The organism is Paraburkholderia sp. (assembly GCF_049581445.1).
Classification (GTDB): Bacteria; Pseudomonadota; Gammaproteobacteria; order Burkholderiales; family Burkholderiaceae; genus Paraburkholderia.
This window is the reverse complement of the sequence record NZ_JBAURZ010000341.1, coordinates 1-20,565: the sequence shown is the minus strand read 5'-3', so window position 1 is coordinate 20,565 and position 20,565 is coordinate 1. Positions and strand designations below refer to the sequence as shown.

Genomic DNA, 20,565 nt, shown 5'->3' with positions numbered 1-20,565 from the left:
CACTGATAACGAAGCCCGAATCTTTATTCGCGGCACCCCCAATCCGTCGTCGTTGACCTCAAGGTGCATCCATGGAAAGCAATCCGCTTCGCGCCAACTGTCTGAATTTTTCGGAGCTGCTGGGCCAGGCCGTCGCACTCATTTCGCCGACCATGACGGCCGCGCTGATCATCCCGGTCATGTTCTCGAATACCGGCAACATGAGCTGGCTCGCTTACGCGTTGGGCACGGTGATGCTGTTGTTCGTCGCGTTGAACCTGAACCAGTTCGCGCGACGCTCGGCCGGCGTCGGGTCCATGTACGCGTACACCAGCCGGGGCTTGGGATTGACCGCTGGCGGTATCGCTGGATGGTCGCTGGTGTGGGCCTACCTGGGCATCGCGATGGCCGGCATGACCGGTTTCGCGGTGTTTGCGGGCAAGCTGACCGAGATGGTCGGCTTCAGTGTCTCGCCGGTTGTGTTCTTCGTGATCTGCGCCGCGGCGGCCTGGTACTGCGCGTGGAAGAACGTTCAGCTTTCGGCCGTGCTGATGCTCATTCTCGAGGGCGTGTCGATGCTGCTGATCATCGGACTGTGCGCCATCGTGCTGTCGCAGCATCATTTCGCCATCGATACCCGTCAACTGAGCTTGAGCGACACGCCGCTGTCGAGCATGGGGCTTGGCGTGGTGGTGGCGATTTTCAGCCTGGTGGGTTTCGAATGCGCGACGGCATTTGGCACTGAAGCCAAAAATCCGCTGAAGTCGATTCCGCGCGCGGTGATCTGGAGCCTGATCGTGTCGGGCGTGTTCTTTGTGTTTGTGACGTATGTCATGGTCGACGGTTTCAACGGTTATTCGACCACGCTGGACAAGATCGACGCGCCGCTCAACGTGTTGGCCGAACTCGCCCACGTGAAGTTCCTGCAGGTGCCGCTATCGCTGGGTGCCATGTTCACGTTCTTCTCGCTGGCGCTGTCGTGCATCAATGCAGGCGCGCGCGTCATCTTTGCAATGGGGCGTCACGGCCTCTTTCACGCATCGACGGCCGGCTCGCATTCGACCAACGCAACTCCACATGTGGCCGTGTCCGTGATGGCAGCGATAGCGTTTGCGGTGCCGACGATTCTCTGCCTCGCACACAATGCGCCGCTCGATATTTTCAACTGGGTCGGCACGCTAGCCGCGTTTGGCTTCCTCGTGCCTTATTTCCTGATCACGATTGCTGCGCCGGTTTATCTTGCGCGAATCGGCCAACTGCGCCAACGGGACATTGGATACTGTATTGCGGCCCTGTTGCTGCTGCTGATTCCGGCCGTGGGCAGTGTCTATCCGTTGCCGCCGGCGCCGGTGGTCTACTTCCCGTATCTGTTCCTCGCCTATCTGGCAGTCGGCATCGTATGGATCATGTCCTTTCACCGACGCGTCCCTGCGGCACGCAATCGAATCCGCGAGGAACTCGCCTCGACTCACGAGCCGTATCCGCTGTCGGCACCCCAGGCCATCAATGAGATTTAATGAATGAAACAGGTTCTCGCCATCCGTCACGTCGCGTTCGAAGATTTGGGTACGTTCGAAGCTGAATTCGCCGCTGCGGGCTACTGGGTCAAGTATGTGGAAGCCCCAACAGACGATCTGCAGAGGCTCGACATCTGCGCTCCGGATGTCGTCGTGATTCTCGGCGGCCCGATTGGCGCCTACGAAGACGACAGGTATCCGTTCTTGCGCCATGAACTTGCGCTGATCGAACGGCGGCTGAAAGCTGATCGCGCGTTGCTCGGGATCTGTCTGGGCGCGCAGTTGATCGCGCGGGTATCTGGCGCGCGCGTCTATCCGGGCGCGTACAAGGAGATTGGCTGGGGCGACGTGAGCTTGACGGAAGCCGGCGCTAAATCGGTGCTGGCGCCGTTGTCAGCGAAGCTGCCGGTGTTGCACTGGCATGGCGACTCGTTCGACTTGCCTCAGGATGCCCAGCGCCTGGCATCCACCGCGCTTTACCCGAACCAGGCGTTTTCGATCGGACCGCGCGTACTCGGATTACAGTTTCATCTCGAGGCATCTGCGCGGACGCTCGAGAGCTGGCTGGTGGGACATGCGGTCGAACTGGCGCACGCTGGGATAGACATTCAATCACTACGTCGCGATGCTCCCGATTCATCGTCTTACAGCCGGGAGATTTTGCGGACCTGGCTGGACCTTCCCGCTACTCTTGAAAGTTGCTCATGACTGTCTTTCCGGTTACCGCTTGATTGGGGTTGAGGTCTCCTGGAGACTCTCGCTTGTGCCGTACTTCGTTTGCTGTTCTCACCCCTGGATCACCCCATTGCGAGGAACCCGACATGAGCAATTCACAGACGGGCAGTGAAGGCGTGGCGGCGGCCGCAAAAGCGCAGGCGGTCGACATGAAGCTCGAGGTCGTTATTGTTCCGGTCTCGGACGTCGATCGCGCGAAGCAGTTCTATGCCAGCCTGGGTTGGCGGCTCGACGTGGATATAGCGAAGAGTGACCAGTTTCGGGTGGTGCATTTCACACCTCCGGGTTCGCAATGCTCGGTCCTGTTTGGCAAGGGCGTATCGACGGCCGAGCCAGGATCGGCGCAGGGGCTCCATCTCATCGTGTCTGACGTAGTGGCCGCACATGCGGAGCTTGTCGAGCGTGGCATCGATGTGAGCGAAGTCTTCCACGACGCTGGCGGCCTGTTCCATCGTGGGGATGAGGAAGGACGCGTGAGCGGTCCGCAACCAGAGCGGCGCAGCTATGGGTCTTTCGCCTCGTTTAGCGATCCAGATGGAAACGGCTGGGTTTTCCAGGAAGTGACCTCACGGCTCCCCGGAAGGGCGGATTCGCCTGTCACCTCGTTCACCTCCCCGACGGGGCTCGCTGGCGCGCTTCGTCGTGCCGCCGCCGCGCACGGCGAGCACGAGAAACTGACCGGCCAGCATGATGACAACTGGCCTGACTGGTACGCCGAATACATGGTCAGTGAGCAGTCTGGCGCACCGCGTCCGACATGAGCATGGGCGCAGTTATCCCTTTTGACACGCACGCCTTAACCGTTAGGTAACCAAAGTTATTAAGGTTGTGCGACGTTGGTCAACGTTTTCGTAATAATGAGCCAACGGCTTTCCTGCCGGATGAGGGAAAAATAATTGTAGTAATTGAAGCCCATCATTCTGACGTTTAGCCTGGCCGTCGCAAGATTTGCAGTGATGTCAATGCCAAGCAGATGCATGTCCATGGGTTCCCCTTGCTCTCTTGGGGACTTTCGGCTCGCCACACCAGCAAGATATTCTTCGATACTTTTATAGTAAGGGACGCCGTTCACTTCGCCCGCAACGACGGCCCGAGGATCGAAAGCCGTGCGCATTTTCTCGACTTGACCGTTGTAAAGACCGTCAAAGTACGTCTGGACCAGCGCTTCAATTTCCTGAATGTCTTTCATGGGAAGTGGTTCGTAGTGTGAGAGCAAAATTTGAGTTGAAAGTCGGCGCCCCGGCGCTATGCACAACGCCGGTGATACCCCCCAACCCAAAGGCAGTGAGCCTGATCGAGAAAGTTCGCCATTTGTGATGGTATGCGGCCGGGAATGATTCGATGACCGGCTTAGACTTCGACTGCGTCATCGGGTTGATGGTATAGCCGGCCGGATAATTTTCAAGTGAATGAAAGTGGTGAGGTGTGTCGTATATTTGAACGGCTGGAAACAGTCGCTTGCGGTTGCCCGAGAAAAGGCAAAAGGTTGGCGCGCTATCCGTACGAGCGCCTCGCCGACTTATTGAACTATTTCGGATACCCGTGCCAGCAATCTGGTGTCGTCCAGTGGTTTGGGAAAGAAATCAACGGCCCGTGTACCCGCTACTCTGGCAACGATGTCGGGCGTTGCGTGCGCTGTAATGAAGATTACCGGAATCCACCCAGCATGCCCGGTAAGGCGGTCCAGAAGCGTAAAACCGTCCATTTCCGGCATTTGCAGGTCTGCGATGACCAGGCGGAAGTTCGCCTGGCCGAGTTCGGAGAGCAGATCGTTGCCGCAAGCATACGTACGCACAGCCCAACCGCATGATCTCAGCAAGCTGGCTGCCGCCACTCTGACCGACTCGTCATCGTCCACAACCGCTAGAGTTGCAGGCAAGGAAGTATTCATCTTATGCGAAAGGTCGCCACTGAAATGGTCTGTCCGCGATGTGTTGACCGTAATCTGAACCTACACGGCTGGCAATTCCAGCGCAATCATACATTCGTGTTGATGTGGCTGCATGTGGATAGGCTGCAGGGATCTCTTAGCAGACGGTGTGCCCGGACCGCCTTTTTTCGCTAGCTAAAGGCGTTTGGACGTGTTTCAGGCAAATTTCGCTATCCCAAGCTTTTCTGCAACCTGTTGGTTTTTTCTGACGCGTCTTTCTGAACAGGTCGGACGCAGAGTGCGCCGCAGTCCGCTCCGACCGTGCGGCGCCTCGCTTAACCACTTCGATACAGAAAGCTTCCGCTACAAAATCGGGTCAATGGGAGAAATCGGTGTGCCGCGCGCCTCGATCGCTTTGCCTGCGAGCAAGCACAAATCCTCCCGAAAGTGATTCGCGACGATCTGTACGCCGACCGGCACCGATCCGACCATACCAGTGGACACGGTCAGCCCCGGCAGACCCATTGCCGGCAGCGCGCGCAGGGTGAGTTGCGCTTCCCACACACGGCGAAAGCCCTCCTCACCCTCGATGTCGAGTCCATCAGGGAAGGGCAATTCGGCGGAAACCGGCAGCAACAGCACCGGATACTTCGTGAGAAACAGACGCCATTGGCGGGTCAAGGTGGTGCGTCGGACCAGAGATTGGCTGATGACGTCGGCTGGCAGCGTCGCCACTTTGGCCCTGACCGCAGCGACAACTGCACTTGCCCCCGGATCGCCGTCACGGGCGACCGCCTCAGTCAGCGCCGCGAAACCATCGCCTAGCCAGAGGCGCTCCTGAACTTCGGCGGCCTCGCGTATCAACGGCGTGTCTTCGATCTCTTCTACTTTCCATCCCGCGTTGGCAAGCCGGCGTCCCGCGTCGAGGAGGGCGGCTTCGATCTCCGGTTTGATTTGCAGTCCACCTGGACGCAGGCAAATCGCAGCGTGAAGGGGCGCTTGCGGACCATCGAGCGGCGCCGGCGCCCACCAGGGATCGCGTAGATCGCGTGCCGACATGGCCATCAGTGCGACGCGGAGATCCTCAACGGTACGCGCCATCGGACCGGTAGACGACATCAGCTGCGCGCCGATCGGACGTTCCGGCGAGGATGCGTTGAACGCGGGAACGCGCCCAAAGGAGGGGCGCAATCCATGTATGCCGCATGCATACGCTGGGTAACGGATTGAACCGCCTATATCCGTGCCAAGCGCAAGGTGCCCGATACCTGCTGCAACGGCTGCGGCGCCGCCTCCGCTGGATCCCCCCGGCGTAAGTGACGGATCGCGCGGGTTGCGGGTCGCTCCGTGGACCAGGTTGCTGGTGAACCAGCGCAACGCGAACGTTGGCGAGTTGCTGCGGCCAAGCAACACGGCACCGGCTCGCCTGAGGTTATCGACAGCCGGGCTATTGACCTGAGCGATCAGGTTTTCTTGTAGCCGGGTGCCGTTTGTTGTGGCGAATCCCGCTTCATCTGTATTGATCTTGACCGTTACGGGGACACCTGCCAGCGGGCCTGGATCTTCGCCGCGCGCAATGGCCTGATCCACTTCGTCAGCTTGTGTGCGGACCCAATCGGGTCGATGTGCAACCACTGCGTTGATCTGCGGGTTGACAGCATCGAGCCTTTGGAGCGCGGACTCAGCGGCTTCCCGAGCTGAGACCTCCCGAGTCCGGATGCGTTGAGCGAGTTCGGTTGCGGACAAACGCCAAAGTTCAGTCACGGTGTCTCCTTGTTCAAGTAGGGTTTCATCACAGTCGCGATTGCTTGCCGGCAGCATCCGGCGTTGATGTATTTGAACCTGAGAACGTATCCGGCATGTGTCGCGAAGATAGCGCAAGTGCAATGTTTCGTGTCGGGAAACAGTCTGGATACATTGCGATACAACGGGTCGTGCGTAGTGGGCTATAAAGCATTCATTCCCGCTGTCGCACGGGTGTGAGAGGTGGTGCGGTTGGGAGCTGCTTATGCTGTTGACCTTGCATACCAGACACGTGAACCATCTTTGAGGAGAATCGACCATGCCGGACCGCATCAACATTCGACGCCGCCGTCTGCTGGGGACCACCATTGCGGGTGTCAGCCTGCTGGAGTTGGGCCTGAGCGGGCTCGTCCATGCGCAGTCGGTCGTAACGACGGGTGCGATGAAAACCCCATCGTTCGACAACCTTCGTCATATCAACGCGGGGACGCTGAGTGTCGGTTACGCGGAAGCGGGTCCGCAGAACGGACCGGTCGTGATCCTGCTGCACGGCTGGCCGTACGATATCTATAGTTTCGCTGAAGTCACGCCCTTACTCGCCAAGGCCGGCTACAGAGTGATCGTGCCATATTTGCGCGGTTACGGTCCAACGCGCTTCCTGTCGGCAGATACGCCGCGCAACGGGCAGCAGGCGGTCGTGGCGGTGGACATCATTGCGCTGATGGATGCATTGAAGATCGAGAAAGCAACCTTCGGCGGTTTCGATTGGGGCGCACGCACGGTCAATATCATTGCCGCGCTGTGGCCGGAACGTTGCAAGGGAATGGTGTCGGTAAGTGGCTATCTGATCGGCAGTCAAGAGGCCAACAAAAAGCCGCTGCCGCCGAAGGCGGAACTGGCCTGGTGGTATCAGTTCTATTTCGCCACGGAGCGCGGCTATGCGGGTTACGACGCAAACCGTCACGACTTCAACAAGCTGATCTGGCAATTGGCATCGCCCAAGTGGAATTTCGACGACGCCACTTTCGAGCGTACGGCCGAGTCGTTCGACAATCCGGATTACGTCGCGGTGGTGATTCATAACTACCGCTGGCGTCTGGGACTGGCTCAGGGCGAGCCGCAATACGATGCGTTAGAAGCGCGTCTGGCTACCTCGCCGAACATCTCGGTACCCACCATCACGATGGAAGGCGACGCGAACGGCGCTCCGCATCCGCCGCCGTCAGCGTACGCGAAGAAGTTCACCGGCAAGTATCAGCACCGGAATATCGACGGTGGGATCGGCCACAACCTGCCGCAAGAGGCACCGAAGGCATTTGCCGATGCAATGCTTGACGTCGTTCGGCTCTAGAGACGTAACAGCGTGCAATGCTCAAGAATGAGGGCGTTCGAAACGAACGCCTTCGCGCGTGACTCGACAACCCGATCGGGTTCAAAGGGTTCCGGTTATCTGATTGAGTCGTTGCTCGACATCGGGCGAAGTCTGTAGCCCCATCTCCATGAGTTTTGTAATGCGCCGCTGCGCTTCCGGTTGCTGCACCGAACCGATAAACGCTGTCCATTCGGCATTGATATCTGGGTCGCTGGGTAGGGTCGCGTGATTGACCAGGCGCTTGACGTTGCTAATGACCGATTTGTCGAAGGTTGCAATGCGCGACGCGAGTGCGTCGACGAAACCGTCCAGTTCGGAGTCCGGAAAAGAACGATTCACATAGCCGTACAGCTCCGCTAATTCACCATTGATGTCAGCGGCGCTGAGCACGACTTCTAGCGTGCGACCGCGCCCAATGAGACGAGACAGTCTTGCCATCGGGCCGCCGCCTGGGACAAAACCCGCTCCCACTTCGAATTGCGACAAGAACGCGTTTTCCCGGCTGGCGAAGCGCATGTCGGTTGCAAGCGCGAGTTCGCTGCCGACTCCTGTTGTACGTCCCCGTATTGAAGAGATCGACACCACCGGCGCGCGGGAAAGGCGCGCCAGCAAGTCGGGCAACGGATGCATGCCCGTTGGACCGGGCGCCAGACGGGTGGACTCTTCAAGGGGGCGTGTGAAGTCGTAATGGTTAAGGAAGAAGCCCGGTACCGTGCTCTCGAATACCGCGACTTTCACTTCGGGATCTGTTTCGAGCTCGACAATCACATCGCTTAGATCCGGGATCGTGGCAGGGCCAAAGATATTGAAGGGTGGGTTATCGAGCAGCACTTTCCAGTAGCTACGTGAGCGGCGCTCAATGCGAATCTGCTTGTGCTGGATATCTGTTTCCATTGCCACTCCTGGTTCGTATACCTAAGCGAATGTGAGCGTGGCGATCTTGCCGCGATCCCGTCAAACAGGAATGCCTGCGAAGGTCCGCAATCAGCTCACGGGGACTCTAGGATACGAAACGCAATCCCGTTTGCCGAGTTTCCGGCAGGAAAAGCACCTATTCCATCGGGAGGGGCTGTGGCGTGTCACGCATAACTGTTTTGACGGAGCAGGTATTTGTGTGCCCCATTCGTGAATCTAGAGTTAGCATGCGTGCTTGACGGGCATTTTCAGCAAGTGCCACCCGACATGCGCCTGCATCGCGCCCACAGTGTGGACTTCGTTGATCGGATTCGCGCGTTGCGATTCGCGACGCAACCATCACGGAACCGGGCAGCATGTCATGGACGCCCTTGAGTTTTTTTTAATGCCACTGTCAAATCAGCAAGCGATAGTTGTTTGCCTATGTACTGAAGATTCGACGCGGACCCTTGGCGTGCGGAGTGACCTGTGCGGGATCGGGTAGCGCCGTAGCTTTGGAGCCGCGATCTATACGGCGATTTGTCGTGGCCCAACCGGAGCGAGAAAATGAAGGTAATCAAGACATTCAAACTGATGGGCGGTGCATTGGTCGCCGCGATATCGATCAGTGCGTGGGCGCAGGCTAGCGATACTGGCGCGGCACCGGCGCAATCCAGCGCGGCGCCGACGAGCCATGGAAGTTCGAAGTCCGCGAGAAAGGCCAATCGGGTGCTGGGCAGGAAGGTTCTGGACGCACTCTCGAAGGCCGACGTTTCTACCACTGGAATCAACGCGGTTGCAAAAGGTGGTCACGTAACGCTGGAAGGTTCCGTCCTCGATCCGGCGCTAATTGATAAGGCCGGCCAGGTGGCGAAGGGTGTGCCGGGAGTCACCTCGGTAAAGAATGATCTGACCGTTAGGGAAGAGGGACAGTAACTCTTCCCGATCAGGTTGACCGAGGTGCGTTGACTAAATGACGGCCGGGGACGGCGCGAGTACGCAGTACGCCGTCTCTGCCGCGATCCCACTCTTGACCCGCAGTATCAACTGTTATTAGCGCGACAGCATTTTTCCCGGGCTGAAAATTTCGTACCCTGATTCAAAGCCCCAAGGAGATGCCATGGACATGTCGATACCCGTCGCCGATCACGATTACGTCGATAAGCTCAGTAGTGCCGTTTGTTTTGACTCACACCCCGGCTACAAGCGGGTGTTTCGGGAAGGCGAACTAACGGTCGGTCTTATCTTGCCGCTGGAAACGCATCCACATTCGCCGCAGCCGACCATGAAAGATCATGTCGAAATGGCACGGCTCGCAGAAGATATTGGCGTCGCCGCCTTGTGGGCGCGGGACATTCCTTTTTATGACCCGGCGTATGGCGACGTCGGCCAGATCTTCGAGCCGCTGATCTACATCGCGCATCTGGCCGCGGGCACAAGCAACATTACCCTTGGGACGGCAGGGATTGTTCTGCCGATGCGTGACCCGGTGCTGGTTGCAAAGCAGCTCAACTCGCTTGACCAGTTGACGGACGGGCGGCTGGTTGTGGGGATGTCCTCGGGCGACCGCGCGTCTGAGTATCCGGCCTTCGGAATTGATTTTGAAACCCGCGGCGAGCGCTTTAGAGAGGTGTTCAGCCTTTACCGGAAGGTCAGCGAGCGCTCGTTTCCCCGCTTCAGTTCGTCCCGCTTCGGCCAGTCCTCTGGCTCGCTGGATATGTTGCCGAAGCCACCGTACGGCCGCACACCGGCCATCGCGGTTGGCCGGTCCCAGCAGAGTCTGCAGTGGATAGCCGAAAACATGGATGGCTATCTCGGGTTCGTGCCAAACCCAGAGGAGTTGAAGAGCTTTGGGGAGAGTTGGAAAGCACTGATTCCGCATACGTCGAGTGGTGAGCACTTCAAACCACTCGCTTTTGGTGGATTTCTTTATCTTCATCCCAATCCTCGATATCCATTCAAGCGGATCAGAGGGGGATTTGCAATTGGCAGTCTGGCGTTGCGAGATTTTCTTGAGCGGGCGAGAGATGCCGGCGTGAGCCATGTTGCGTTGAACCCGAAAGTCACGCCGCGTCCGTACTCCGAAATTCTCGCCGAACTGGGCAGCATAGTTTTGCCGGCGTTTTCTGCCAACCAGGAGTTTGTCTCCGGCCTCCCTTGAGGATCAACACCATGCGTATTAGCGTAATCGATCCGTGGATGCAGACGATACGACAGCTGTTGCCCGCATCGCCTGCCATGGATGTCACCGATGAGAGGAGCACGCTGGTAAGACGCGCGCTATCTCCGTACTACGAAAAGCCTCTCAGCGTCAGCAGCTCGCCTCATCTGGTGGTCACGCTGATTGAACGGACCACCTCGTCTACCGTGATGATTGCATGGCGAGACTCGACGCGATGCTATTACGGCGAGCAGATCTGGCGCTCCGCAAGGGCAGCTGTTGCCGGGACATGCGCAATGAGTGGAGCGCAGATCAGGCGAGGGGATCGGGTCTTTCGTCCGCGACGTACGAAGCCTGTACCGGTTAATGCGGGCGCGATGATTCTTGCGTCTGTGATCGAGGCGTATTAGGCACTGTGGGCACGCCTGGCGAGTTGTGTGCTGCTCGCCGACGGGCGCGCCGGCTACTTCTTGTGCGCCAACAGGATTGAAAATTAAACGTGAATCCGCCTACTATAAGTGAAGGATCGCTGATAGATTACGGTAACCGATTTTCCCGAAGACTCGACGATGAAAAAGGACGACATGGGAACACATGGCCAGTCGCTGCCGGAGTCGCTTGTCTATGTGATCGATGACGACGAATCGGTCCGAAATGCGTTGGTGACGCTGCTTCGATCGGTTGGAATTGCGGTGCGGGCTTTTGATTCGGCCGATAGTTTTCTCGACGCCGAGATGCCAGACGTGCCGAGTTGCATGATCCTCGACGTTCGGCTGCGGGGCGCAAGCGGCCTGACCTTGCAGCAGAACGCTTTCAAGGACCGGATCCGTCTGCCGATCATATTTCTCACCGGGCACGGCGACGTCGAGATGTCGGTGAAGGCGATGAAGGCCGGCGCGTTTGATTTTCTGATGAAGCCGTTCAAAGAGCAGGATCTGCTGGACACCATCACAGCGGCCCTGAAAAGCGACAGGAATCTCAGGCAGCGGGAGCGACTCGTCGCAACGGTCCGTCAAGCCTACAATTCGCTAACACCTCGCGAGCGAGAGGTTATCTGGTTAGTCGCAGACGGGTTGATGAACAAACAGATTGCCGACCGCTTATGTCTAAGCGAGGTGACGGTCAAAATTCATCGGGCCCAGGCAATGCACAAGCTGGACGCCAACTCGGTCCCGGATGTCGTCAGGAAGCTGCAGCAGGTCGCGCCAGAGCGGGACGGCGCCGAGTAGCGCTGCGGTCTGCCCCTCCTAATACGTACCGGTACTAATATCATGCGAAGGTCTTATTGCCGGCGCGATCGTGCCCGGTTAGTTTGTCCTGAGGATTTGCCGTCCCAGCGTCACTCGGTAGACGACCTCTGGACTCGAAATGAGATTAAGGCGCTCTTCGGTAGTCATCGGGGTCGTGGACGACGACGAATCCGTTCGGTTGGCCACGAGCAGTCTTTTACGTTCTGCGAACTGGCAGGCTATCAGCTACGCGACGGCCGGCGATTTACTGAATGATCCGAAGCGGGGGAAACTGGGCCTAGTTATTGCCGACATGGAGATGCCGAGCATGAACGGCTTCGTTTTGCTCGACGCTATCAAGCAGTGGAAGCGGCCCATTCCCGTCATTTTCATCAGCGCTTATGCCAACCAGGATCTTGTTGAGCGATCGCATGCGAGCGGCGCCGCAGGGTTCTTCTCCAAACCATTGGACGACGCCGGGCTGCTTGCGCGAATCGACGAACTCGTGCGGAAATAGCATCCCCCACCGTTGTCTCTGACGGACCGTCAATTACCCCCTTCTTTGTCAGACCATTGCAGTCCTGATGCCGGGTGTTAGTCCGGCATGCAGGCTTGCGCACAAACGGATCGGCCGCGCTCAAGCCGAAGGGTGCGCGAGGCATCCGAACGTATTAAGTAAACATGCGACGGCACGACGATTAGCATCATATCGGACGATGGAGCCGGGCCCTGTTCGCAGTTATGCTTACTCCGTCGGCCTAAGCACTTAAAAGATATCTACTCCACTCTGGAGTCATCGAAGGCCGCGCCCGATCAATCGCATACCTTGTGATTGCGGGTATCACTGCAGCGGATCAGTAGGTCAGTCGTCGCCTTGTGTTTTCCCCGGGGGTATTTGCAGAAAAGATCGGCGCTTACTATCGCGCATGGATTGGTAACGGTTTTCAGAAAGGGTCCGAGTTGTTGGAAGGTCGTTATCTGTGACGGTTTTCGCGGCTCGATATTATCTTTATGAATTGCGAGTGAGGTGCGAGATGGATCAGCTTTACATGTTGAGGGCATTCGTCGCAGCCGCGAGGTATCAAAGCTTCAGCAAGGCAGCGGAGTCGCTGAATGTCACCACCGGATCGATATCGAAAGCGATTGCCAAGCTCGAAGCGTGCATTCAGACGCGGGTATTGCTAAGGACAACGAGATCCGTCGCTTTGACAGAGGCTGCCCAATCATATTATTTGAGTTGTTGCCGCTTGCTTGAAGAGCTCGACGAAGCGAATCGTCGCGTGACGCAAGAGCGTGAAATCGACAGCGGCAGGCTAAGGCTCATCGTGCATCCGATGCTGATGAGCGAGGTTTTTGCCCGATTGGTGAGCGGCTATCACGCGATTGCTCCCAATGTGAGCCTGGTTGTTTCCGTGCAGGAGGGGGCCGCAAATCTGTACGACGGCCGCTGCGACATGGCGATTCTTCCGCCCCATCTCGTCGAGCAATCTGCCGTGATTCGTCGCACACTGTGCAAGTCACCGCGCATTCTTGTCGCGGCACCGGGGTATCTGGAGCAATATGGCACGCCCCAAAACGCCTCCGATCTTGCCAATCACTTCCTCTTGCTCGACCCGGAGTCGAGGAAGAACGGCCTGGATTTCGTCGATACGCTTGAGGACGGTAGAAGCGTGAGCGTATCTCCCAAGTCCTCGATGGACGGTAACGAAATATTGCTACGGGCCGCGGCACTAACGGGGACCGGCATCGCCGCATTGCCGGAAACCATGGTCCGCGAAGACATAAAGGGGGGCTATCTCACGCATATCCTGCCTCGCTGGACGACCTCAGACGGCAACGTGGAAATTTGTCTCTTCTATTCGCATCGCGAACTACTTCCGGCGCGGCTCAGGACGTTCGTCGATTTCTGCATCGAATTTTTCAGGTCACCGGCGCGACACGGCATGATAGAAGCGAAATCGCTGTTGCAGCGAACGAACCGTATTGAAGACTACACGTTCGCGACCAATTGCGGCGCCGAGGCGGCAAGCGAGTTACATCGCTGGCATGGTGACCGGCAGACGTCCACCATGTAGCAATGGCGCGGGGGCTAGTTGAACGGCGGGTTGCTGCGTGGGTGACCTTCGAATGGCAAAATGAGCGGCACACGGACCGGCATGCGGTGCAGTCTCCTCACCGTATGCCGGTGCGCGATGCGCCACTGTGCGTCGGCAAAGTGAACTGAAAGATGGCGCCGTTCGGCGAATTCGCTGTCACCCACATTTTTCCGCCATGACTCTCGACAATCGAGCGGCAGATTGGTAGTCCCATCCCCAAACCGTCAGGCTTGGTTGTATAAAATAGCTCGAACACGCCTTCAAGGTGCTCGACGCCGAGTCCAGGTCCCGAGTCCTCAACGGCAATGTGAAGTTCGTCGGCTTCCAACCTGCTGGTCTTGATCAAAAGCGTTCGTTCGCTGGCATCCATCAGGCTCATCGCTTCGATCGCATTGATCATCAGGTTGAGCATCACCTGCTGGAGTTGTACCCGATCACCCTGAATCTGTGGCAGTCCGTCGACGAACTGGACGTCGACGTCAATATCGTACTTGCTTGCCTCGCCTCGCATGAATGGGATCAACTCAAGAATCAGCGCGTTGATGTCGAGCCCATCTTTGCGTTGAGGCTCTTTTTTGAAGAAGGCGCGAGTCCGGTCCACGATATTGCTGGCGCGCGAGCTATCCGCAACAATTCGGTTGAGCGCCAGACGCGCCTCATCCAGATTCGACGGTCGGGCCGCCAGCCAGCGCAAGGCAGCACTCGCATAGGCAGAGATCGCGGTAATGGGCTGCTTGACTTCGTGAGCAATAGAGGCTGACAGCTGCCCCATCGTCTCCACCCGGTTTGAGTGCGCCAATACCATTTGCAGGTCGAGATATCGGCGTTCGCTGTCGCGTGCTTCCTGCTGAGCCCGTTTCTGATCGGTCAGATCGAGCACGAAGGCTACGCCCTGATTCTTGCGATCCCCAAACGCGGCCGCGCCGATCAGCACGGGAACACGGCTGCCATCCCGTCGGTAGTATTCCTTTTCAAAAGGCTGAGCGATTTGGGTTGCACGCAATTCCGCCAACGCCAGTTGATCGCGGCTGCGCCACTCAGGCGGGGTCATTTCCGTCCACCGGATACGGCCTGAGAGAAGATCGTCCCGGCTGTAATCCAACGTGCGCAGAAAGGCGTCGTTGGCCTCGCTAATATGGCCTTTAAAATCATAAATGTGGATCCCAATGATATTGGAATCGACCAGGCGCCGAACCTTGGCCTCGCGCTCCTGGAGATCGGCATACAGGCGGGTGTTCTCCAGTGAGATTGCCGCCTGGGACGCCAGCAGGTCAAGCACTGCCGAGCGACGCGCGGTGAAAACATGCGAAGCGCTGGTATTCTCGAGGTAAAGGAGCCCGCCAAGCACGCCTTGTCTGACGAGAGGCAAGCAGAATACCGAGCGGGTTGCGCGGCTCGACAGGTAGTCATCCTCAGAAAATGGGTTGGGGCTTAATGCATCGTCGATAAGGACACTCGTTTGCGTGTGGATCACATAGCGCAGTATCGCTGCGGGCACGGCGGAGTGGGCGATGGGGCCTTGACTCAACACGATTCCGTCGCCGTTGGTACGTGCCTCGGCCTCGATGCGATACCCGTCCGCTTGCGGAATGATCAGCAGACCCCGGTCGGCGCCGGCCGTCTGTAGCGCTATCTTCATCAGGTGCTCGATCAGTCCGGTCAGTTCGATCTCGCTGGACAGCGCCTGGGAAGCCTTCAACAGCGTCTCGGCGTCGAACTGCCGCACGTCGGAGCGAAGCGTTGTCCTGCGAGCGGTCGCTTCCGGCACGGCGAGGCGGGGATATTGGGCGTCGAGTTGCGCGACCTTGCCGTCGGCCCCCCAAATCGAAAAGCATTGACGCGCGTTGCGCAGATACGCTTGAGCGTTCGTCTCGAAGCCGCGATCCAGATAGAAGCGGCCAGCAAGCTCATTGACGATGCCTTCGATGTGAGCAAAACCGCTTTCGCGAGCCGAATGCACCGCTTGCTCGTAAAGGCGCATCGCGTCAAGATCGCGGCCTTCCAGGCGCGCAAGCTCGGCTGAGACCAGCTCATGACGGTTGCGATAGTTCTCGGGACCGTGCTCAGCCCAAAGCGCGAAGTTCTTGAGTTTCGCCGTAAGAGTGCGCCTGTAGGCATGCTGCTGAAGGGCGGTCGCGTGAGGATAGAGGGCAGTCAGGGTGAGCGCATGAATGAAGTGATAGGTCGGCTCGATTGCCAGTGCCATGACAGAACTGAGGACCGCCTCCGCTCGTTCCGCAGCCTCTAGCGCGTCGGCGTACCGGCCATCAAGGAAGGCAAGTATGACCTTGATGATGCGATAGACGCCAATAGCACAGCCGAAATTAGATTTGATGATGGCGTCGAAGCAGGCCGCTTCATCAAATGAATCGTCGTTCAGTTGCAACGTCTCGGTCGTCTTACCCCGCAGACTGACGACGAACTGCCGCTCGACCCGGATCAACTCATACACCGCGTCGTTGTGGCTCTCCCGCATGAGCGCGGCGTACTTTTCTGCTACCGTCTGCGCGTCCTCGAGAGAGGTCCCTTTCTCGATCGTCTGCCAAACCGCGTTGAATGCGACGTTGCCTGCAAAAACGAGGTCGCCCACTTCCATGCACGCAGCGGTCGCCCGTTCGAGAACCGGCAGATTGGTGGCAATGTGGCCGCGCCAGAAATTGACATGGGCGCCGTGCAGGTGAAGCAGCTTGCCATTCAGGCGACGATTGCCGAACTTTTCGTTCAGCTTCAGCGACATTTCCGAAACTTGCACCGCGCTGGGGATATCGCCAATAAGCGAGACCAGCATTACCGCGTAGTTGCCGTAAGCAAAACTGGAATTCTCGGTATTGCCATGCTGCAACGAGAGATTGACCGCCTTGAGTGTGATGAGCGGGTAAAACGCGGGCCGCGCGGCGAAGGCGCAGTTCATCGCTTGAAGGAGTAGATTGACGATCGCACGTATTGCAGGATCCGTCGCTACCGGTATCTCGGCCAGCTCGCGGATGGGACGCCCGGCCCGATGGACGCGAACGTCCCGCAGTGCTTCGTCGACGGCTGCCTGGATGTCCTTTTCGTTCTCAGGAAAAGTGATACCGAAATCGCGGAGCGCAATCAGCGCGGCCGCGAAGCTCTCGTCATATCGTCCGGCGAGCTGATACAACTCTATGCGCAGGCTGAAGACCCTCGCACGATCGAGATTGGAACGTGCTTTCTCGAGCATCATGTCGGCCAGCGCGTCGGCTTTTGCGAAATCGCCGGCTAGATATTCGCACTCCGAAAACGCGAGATAAAGGTCGAAGGTGCTGTCGTAGCGCTGCGTCCACGCGTCAGGCGACAGCAGCGCTACGCCCTGCGCCAGATAGCTGCGAGCGGCCGCATACGCCGTCGAACTCATCGCGCGTGTGCCGGCAAGGAGGTTCAATGCAACGGCCTGCTCACGTTCCGTGTCAGTCACAATCAACGCCGCGCCGCGATTCAGATGGTTGACGACGTCGAAGATGGCATCTTCCAGCGCTTCTGGCGGGGTCCGCGACACCAGCGCGTGGGCGATCCGCAGATGAGCGGCCGCGCGCTCGTCGGCGGGGATAAGCGCGTAAGCGGCTTCCTGCACGCGATCATGTGCAAATTCATAGGCGTTGGAGTCGCGAAAGACGAGACCCGTACGTACGGCCTCCCACAAATTCGCGTGCATCGTCTCCTCAGAGCCGCCCTGAATCCATGACAGCTCGATAACTTCGGCGACGTTGCCGAGACACGCTAACTGCCCCAAGGCGTCGCGCGTCAGAGAAGGTAAGCGGCCCAGCTTCGCCGCCATCAGATCGGCGACGTTCTCGGTGAAACCCTTCGCGCGAATACGCGGCAGATCCCAGCACCACATCTCTGCGCGTTGGTCGAATGTGAGCAGGTCTTCATCGGCAAGTGTCGTCAAAAACTGAATCGTGAAGAACGGGTTGCCGCCCGTTTTCTCATGCACCAGTTGCGCAAGTGGCTGGGCCATCGCGCTGTCGCAATGAAGCGAATCCGCCACGAGTTGCGTGACGCTATCCGGCGTGAGCGGCGCAAGCGCGATTTGTTGCACCGTCCCTTCGGCCTCGCTGAACGACTCGAGCGTGCGCGCAAACGGGTGCGACGCATCAACTTCGTTGTCCCGATAGGCGCCGACCAATAGAACATGCCGCACGTCTGGATGCGTGACGAGGTGTGCGAGCAGGTCGAGCGTCGCCGTATCGACCCATTGCAGATCGTCGATAAACAGGGCGAGCGGATGCTCAGGCCGCGCGAACACGCTGAGAAACCGGCGAAACACGATCTGGAAGCGGTTTTGCGCTTCTTGCGGCGGGAGAACCGGTGCGGGTGGCTGCTCGCCGATGATGAGCGCAAGCTCGGGGATCAGATTCACCATCACCTGTCCGTTGGGCCCGAGCGCCTCCACAAGCGCGCACCGCCAAGGCTCGACCTCTGCGTCGGTCTTGCTCAGGAGGTTGCGTACGAGCGACTGGAACGCCTGTGCGAACGGCACATAAGGGATATCACGTTTGTACTGGTCGAACTTGCCGGACGCGAAAAGGCCGCGTGGCGGCACCAGCACCTTGTGCAACTCGTTGACGACCGAAGACTTGCCAATACCCGGATAGCCTGCGATGAGCACCAGTTCGGCACCGCCACCGGTCACGACTCGATCGAACGCCGCAACCAGTGCATCGATCTGGGCCTCGCGTCCGTACAGTTTTTCGGGGATCAACAACCGGTCGGACGCGTCGTGCATACCAGCCGGGAACGGGTCGATCCGGTGGTGCACTTCCCATGCCGCGAGACACGACCTGAGGTCAGCCTCGACGCCCGCTGCGGTCTGGTAACGGTCCTCAGCCGCTTTAGCGAGAAGCTTCATGACGATACCCTCGACCGCCTCCGGAATACCGGCGACGCGCTCGCCTGGCGGTGTTGGCCTGCGGGCGATATGGCAATGAATCCATTCCATCGCGTCCGAGGCCGTGAACGGCAACTCCCCGGTGAGCATCTCGTACAGTGTGACGCCGAGCGAATAGAGATCGCTGCGCGCGTCGATCGAACGGTTCATGCGTCCCGTCTGTTCGGGCGCCATGTACGCGAAGGTCCCGGCAACGATTTCAGGCGGCGCGGGCGGCTGATGTTCGTGAGGCAGTTGTGAGGCGATGCCGAAACCCGTGAGACGAACGTTGCCGCTTGCATCGACGAGAACGTTCGCTGGCTTGATGTCTTTGTGGACGATGCCGCACTGATGGACCTGGCGGATCGCGCCAGCAAGGTTGACGGCGATTAGCAAAAAGCGCGTGAGTTCAAGCGGACCAGCGAGCGCGCGATTGAGGGGCTCGCCGCTGTCGTCGAGAATCAGTATGGGAGGGACTTTGTTCCGATCGAGTGCAAGAGGCCGAGCCGCCCACCTGGAGTCGAGCAACGAGGCCAAACCATACTCATGTTCGAGACGCTTTACGTTTTGCGAATCAGGGCGCGCGCCGATAAGTGCGAGCACCGAAACCGGATTGCCTGGTTGCCGGGCACGATACAGCAAAAAGTCGCCGTCATCGTTAAGCGGCTCCAGGTCGTAACCGGTGAGATCCACGCTGAACCTCCGTGTTCCGCTGCGAACTTCGTTCGCGGCTAGTTTTCCACACTTCGCCGGTCCGTGGCTATCGCTTGTTCTTTAAGTTGCTAATAGTTGTTTGAAAAATGCGTGAAGGTGGGTTTTGCTACGGTGCGGTTCCACATTGTGGGTTTGGTGGGGCAGGTTTTCGATTCGTCAGAGCATTGACGCTTGAACTCTTGGATGCGCGGCGTATCGGCTATCGTCGTGGGGCGCCACATTAGCGACGTCGTCCACGAGCCTCAGTCGGCTCGTTCGCAAGCGGTCTGACGTGGACCGTCTGCGAACGAAAAGATGGAGATCAGTGATGTGCAAACAGGTTGTTCCGCGGCAGAACAGGTGTGCGGCTGCCCGATTGCGAACTGAACGTAGCCACGCCACCGAACGCGCTTTGTGCATAGCTGGTATCAGAGCGCTCTGCAGTGAGCGTCTGCTCGCTTTGACCGCGTTGCGAGGAAGGCGCACCGGCTGAAGCGGTATAGAAGGGTGCGGAACCGTAGCCGCTGGCAAACACGGGAGCGGCAGCGAAGGCGAAAACGGAGGCGAGCAGGGCAGAAATAAGTTTGGTGTTCATGATGGATATCTAATGGATGTGAAAACTAACGGTGATGTTCGAATCGGCGCGAAAGCCGCGGCGGTTTCGGCTTAAATGACGTTGATTAAAACGTCGATGCTTCCGCGAATTGCTTTGGAGTACGGACATGTTTTGTGCGCGGTATCGACCAGGGACTGGACGACGCTCCGCTCGACACCCGGCACACTTTTGCCGGTGTACAGAACCTTTTCAAGCTTGATCATGCGTATTCCTTGAGGAGACTTAGCTAGCGGTATGTAAATCGTATGCGATTAAATCGGACAATATGCATGATTCGTAAAATGATCTGAAATGTAAAGCGTGAAAGATAAAATCGTATGCGATGTAAATGGAAATAGCGCTCCGTATTCTTACGCTGAGCGCAGCGTGCGGAAACTGACGCGGACTTCGTCGGTGAACTCCTGCGGCTGTTCCCAGGCGGCAAAGTGGCCGCCTTTGGGCAGGCGGTTGTAGTGAATCAGCTTGGGATACGCCTTCTCTGTCCAGCTTTGCGGAGCGGCATAAATCTCGTCTGGAAACACGCTGACCGCAACCGGAATAGTGAGGTGCTTCGGGGCAAAGAAGTTGAGCTTGTTTTCCCAATACAGCCGGGCCGACGAGACGCCCGTATTCGTCAGCCAATACAGCGTGACGTTATCGAGAACATCGTCTCGCGAAAGACCCTCAGTCTGGCCATCAAAGACGCGTGCGATCATCGCCTGACTGGCGGCGTCGTGGTCGAGCATCCAGGCGGCGAGGCCGATCGGCGAATCTTCGATGCCGTACAAGGTCT

The 20,565-nt window shown here is 58.2% G+C and carries 16 protein-coding genes and 3 pseudogenes; 10 read left to right on the top strand and 9 right to left on the bottom strand.

Features of this window, described 5'->3' with window-relative positions; translation table 11 throughout:
* Positions 1–71: 71 nt before the first annotated feature.
* The 3 genes from WCA85_RS28365 (at position 72) to WCA85_RS28355 (ending at position 2,992) form a co-directional block, all read left to right on the top strand.
* On the top strand, positions 72–1,496 hold the full coding sequence (locus WCA85_RS28365) for an APC family permease (protein ID WP_424068187.1): 1,425 nt from the start codon (positions 72–74) through the stop codon (positions 1,494–1,496).
* Between the two features lie 3 nt (positions 1,497–1,499).
* A complete protein-coding gene (locus WCA85_RS28360) occupies positions 1,500–2,204 on the top strand; it encodes a glutamine amidotransferase (RefSeq protein WP_424068186.1) in 705 nt (234 codons plus the stop codon).
* A gap of 113 nt (positions 2,205–2,317) precedes the next feature.
* The gene (locus WCA85_RS28355) at positions 2,318–2,992 is read left to right on the top strand and encodes a VOC family protein (RefSeq protein ID WP_424068185.1); all 675 of its coding nucleotides are present in this window, start codon (positions 2,318–2,320) and stop codon (positions 2,990–2,992) included.
* Positions 2,993–3,051: 59 nt separating this feature from the next.
* Here WCA85_RS28355 and WCA85_RS28350 read toward each other — a convergent pair whose 3' ends face one another.
* The 3 genes from WCA85_RS28350 to WCA85_RS28340 form a co-directional block, all read right to left on the bottom strand.
* The gene (locus WCA85_RS28350; protein ID WP_424068184.1) at positions 3,052–3,420 is read right to left on the bottom strand and encodes a nuclear transport factor 2 family protein; all 369 of its coding nucleotides are present in this window, start codon (positions 3,418–3,420) and stop codon (positions 3,052–3,054) included.
* Between the two features lie 330 nt (positions 3,421–3,750).
* Positions 3,751–4,122, bottom strand: coding sequence for a response regulator transcription factor (locus WCA85_RS28345; RefSeq protein WP_424068183.1), 372 nt, complete (start codon positions 4,120–4,122; stop codon positions 3,751–3,753).
* Between the two features lie 342 nt (positions 4,123–4,464).
* On the bottom strand, positions 4,465–5,865 hold the full coding sequence (locus tag WCA85_RS28340) for an amidase family protein (protein WP_424068182.1): 1,401 nt from the start codon (positions 5,863–5,865) through the stop codon (positions 4,465–4,467).
* Between the two features lie 298 nt (positions 5,866–6,163).
* Here WCA85_RS28340 and WCA85_RS28335 point away from each other — a divergent pair, with 298 nt between their 5' ends.
* A complete protein-coding gene (locus WCA85_RS28335; RefSeq protein ID WP_424068181.1) occupies positions 6,164–7,195 on the top strand; it encodes an alpha/beta fold hydrolase in 1,032 nt (343 codons plus the stop codon).
* 81 nt (positions 7,196–7,276) lie between these two features.
* On the opposite strand, the gene WCA85_RS28330 is transcribed toward WCA85_RS28335, so the two are convergent.
* A complete protein-coding gene (locus WCA85_RS28330; RefSeq protein WP_424068180.1) occupies positions 7,277–8,110 on the bottom strand; it encodes an enoyl-CoA hydratase/isomerase family protein in 834 nt (277 codons plus the stop codon).
* A gap of 567 nt (positions 8,111–8,677) precedes the next feature.
* Here WCA85_RS28330 and WCA85_RS28325 point away from each other — a divergent pair.
* The 6 genes from WCA85_RS28325 (at position 8,678) to WCA85_RS28300 (ending at position 13,575) form a co-directional block, all read left to right on the top strand.
* The gene (locus WCA85_RS28325; protein ID WP_424068179.1) at positions 8,678–9,046 is read left to right on the top strand and encodes a BON domain-containing protein; all 369 of its coding nucleotides are present in this window, start codon (positions 8,678–8,680) and stop codon (positions 9,044–9,046) included.
* Between the two features lie 184 nt (positions 9,047–9,230).
* The gene (locus tag WCA85_RS28320) at positions 9,231–10,271 is read left to right on the top strand and encodes a TIGR03571 family LLM class oxidoreductase (protein WP_424068178.1); all 1,041 of its coding nucleotides are present in this window, start codon (positions 9,231–9,233) and stop codon (positions 10,269–10,271) included.
* 11 nt (positions 10,272–10,282) lie between these two features.
* On the top strand, positions 10,283–10,681 hold the full coding sequence (locus WCA85_RS28315) for a DUF3331 domain-containing protein (RefSeq protein ID WP_424068177.1): 399 nt from the start codon (positions 10,283–10,285) through the stop codon (positions 10,679–10,681).
* 159 nt (positions 10,682–10,840) lie between these two features.
* Positions 10,841–11,500 carry a response regulator transcription factor gene (locus WCA85_RS28310; protein WP_424068176.1) on the top strand — a complete coding sequence of 220 codons (660 nt, stop codon included), beginning with the start codon at positions 10,841–10,843 and terminating at the stop codon, positions 11,498–11,500.
* Positions 11,501–11,675: 175 nt separating this feature from the next.
* On the top strand, positions 11,676–12,017 hold the full coding sequence (locus WCA85_RS28305; RefSeq protein ID WP_424068175.1) for a response regulator transcription factor: 342 nt from the start codon (positions 11,676–11,678) through the stop codon (positions 12,015–12,017).
* A gap of 517 nt (positions 12,018–12,534) precedes the next feature.
* Positions 12,535–13,575 carry a LysR family transcriptional regulator gene (locus WCA85_RS28300; RefSeq protein WP_424068174.1) on the top strand — a complete coding sequence of 347 codons (1,041 nt, stop codon included), beginning with the start codon at positions 12,535–12,537 and terminating at the stop codon, positions 13,573–13,575.
* A gap of 97 nt (positions 13,576–13,672) precedes the next feature.
* On the opposite strand, the gene WCA85_RS28295 is transcribed toward WCA85_RS28300, so the two are convergent.
* The 5 genes and pseudogenes from WCA85_RS28295 to WCA85_RS28275 all read right to left on the bottom strand — a co-directional run.
* Positions 13,673–17,551, bottom strand: coding sequence for a trifunctional serine/threonine-protein kinase/ATP-binding protein/sensor histidine kinase (locus tag WCA85_RS28295; RefSeq protein ID WP_424068246.1), 3,879 nt, complete (start codon positions 17,549–17,551; stop codon positions 13,673–13,675).
* A gap of 246 nt (positions 17,552–17,797) precedes the next feature.
* A pseudogene (locus WCA85_RS28290) lies at positions 17,798–19,087 on the bottom strand (serine/threonine protein kinase); the annotation flags it as partial.
* A 412-nt stretch (positions 19,088–19,499) separates the two neighbouring features.
* On the bottom strand, positions 19,500–19,772 hold the full coding sequence (locus WCA85_RS28285) for a hypothetical protein (protein ID WP_424068173.1): 273 nt from the start codon (positions 19,770–19,772) through the stop codon (positions 19,500–19,502).
* Between the two features lie 71 nt (positions 19,773–19,843).
* Positions 19,844–19,960, bottom strand: a pseudogene (locus WCA85_RS28280) (peroxiredoxin); the annotation flags it as partial.
* 183 nt (positions 19,961–20,143) lie between these two features.
* Positions 20,144–20,565: pseudogene (locus WCA85_RS28275) on the bottom strand (epoxide hydrolase); the annotation flags it as partial.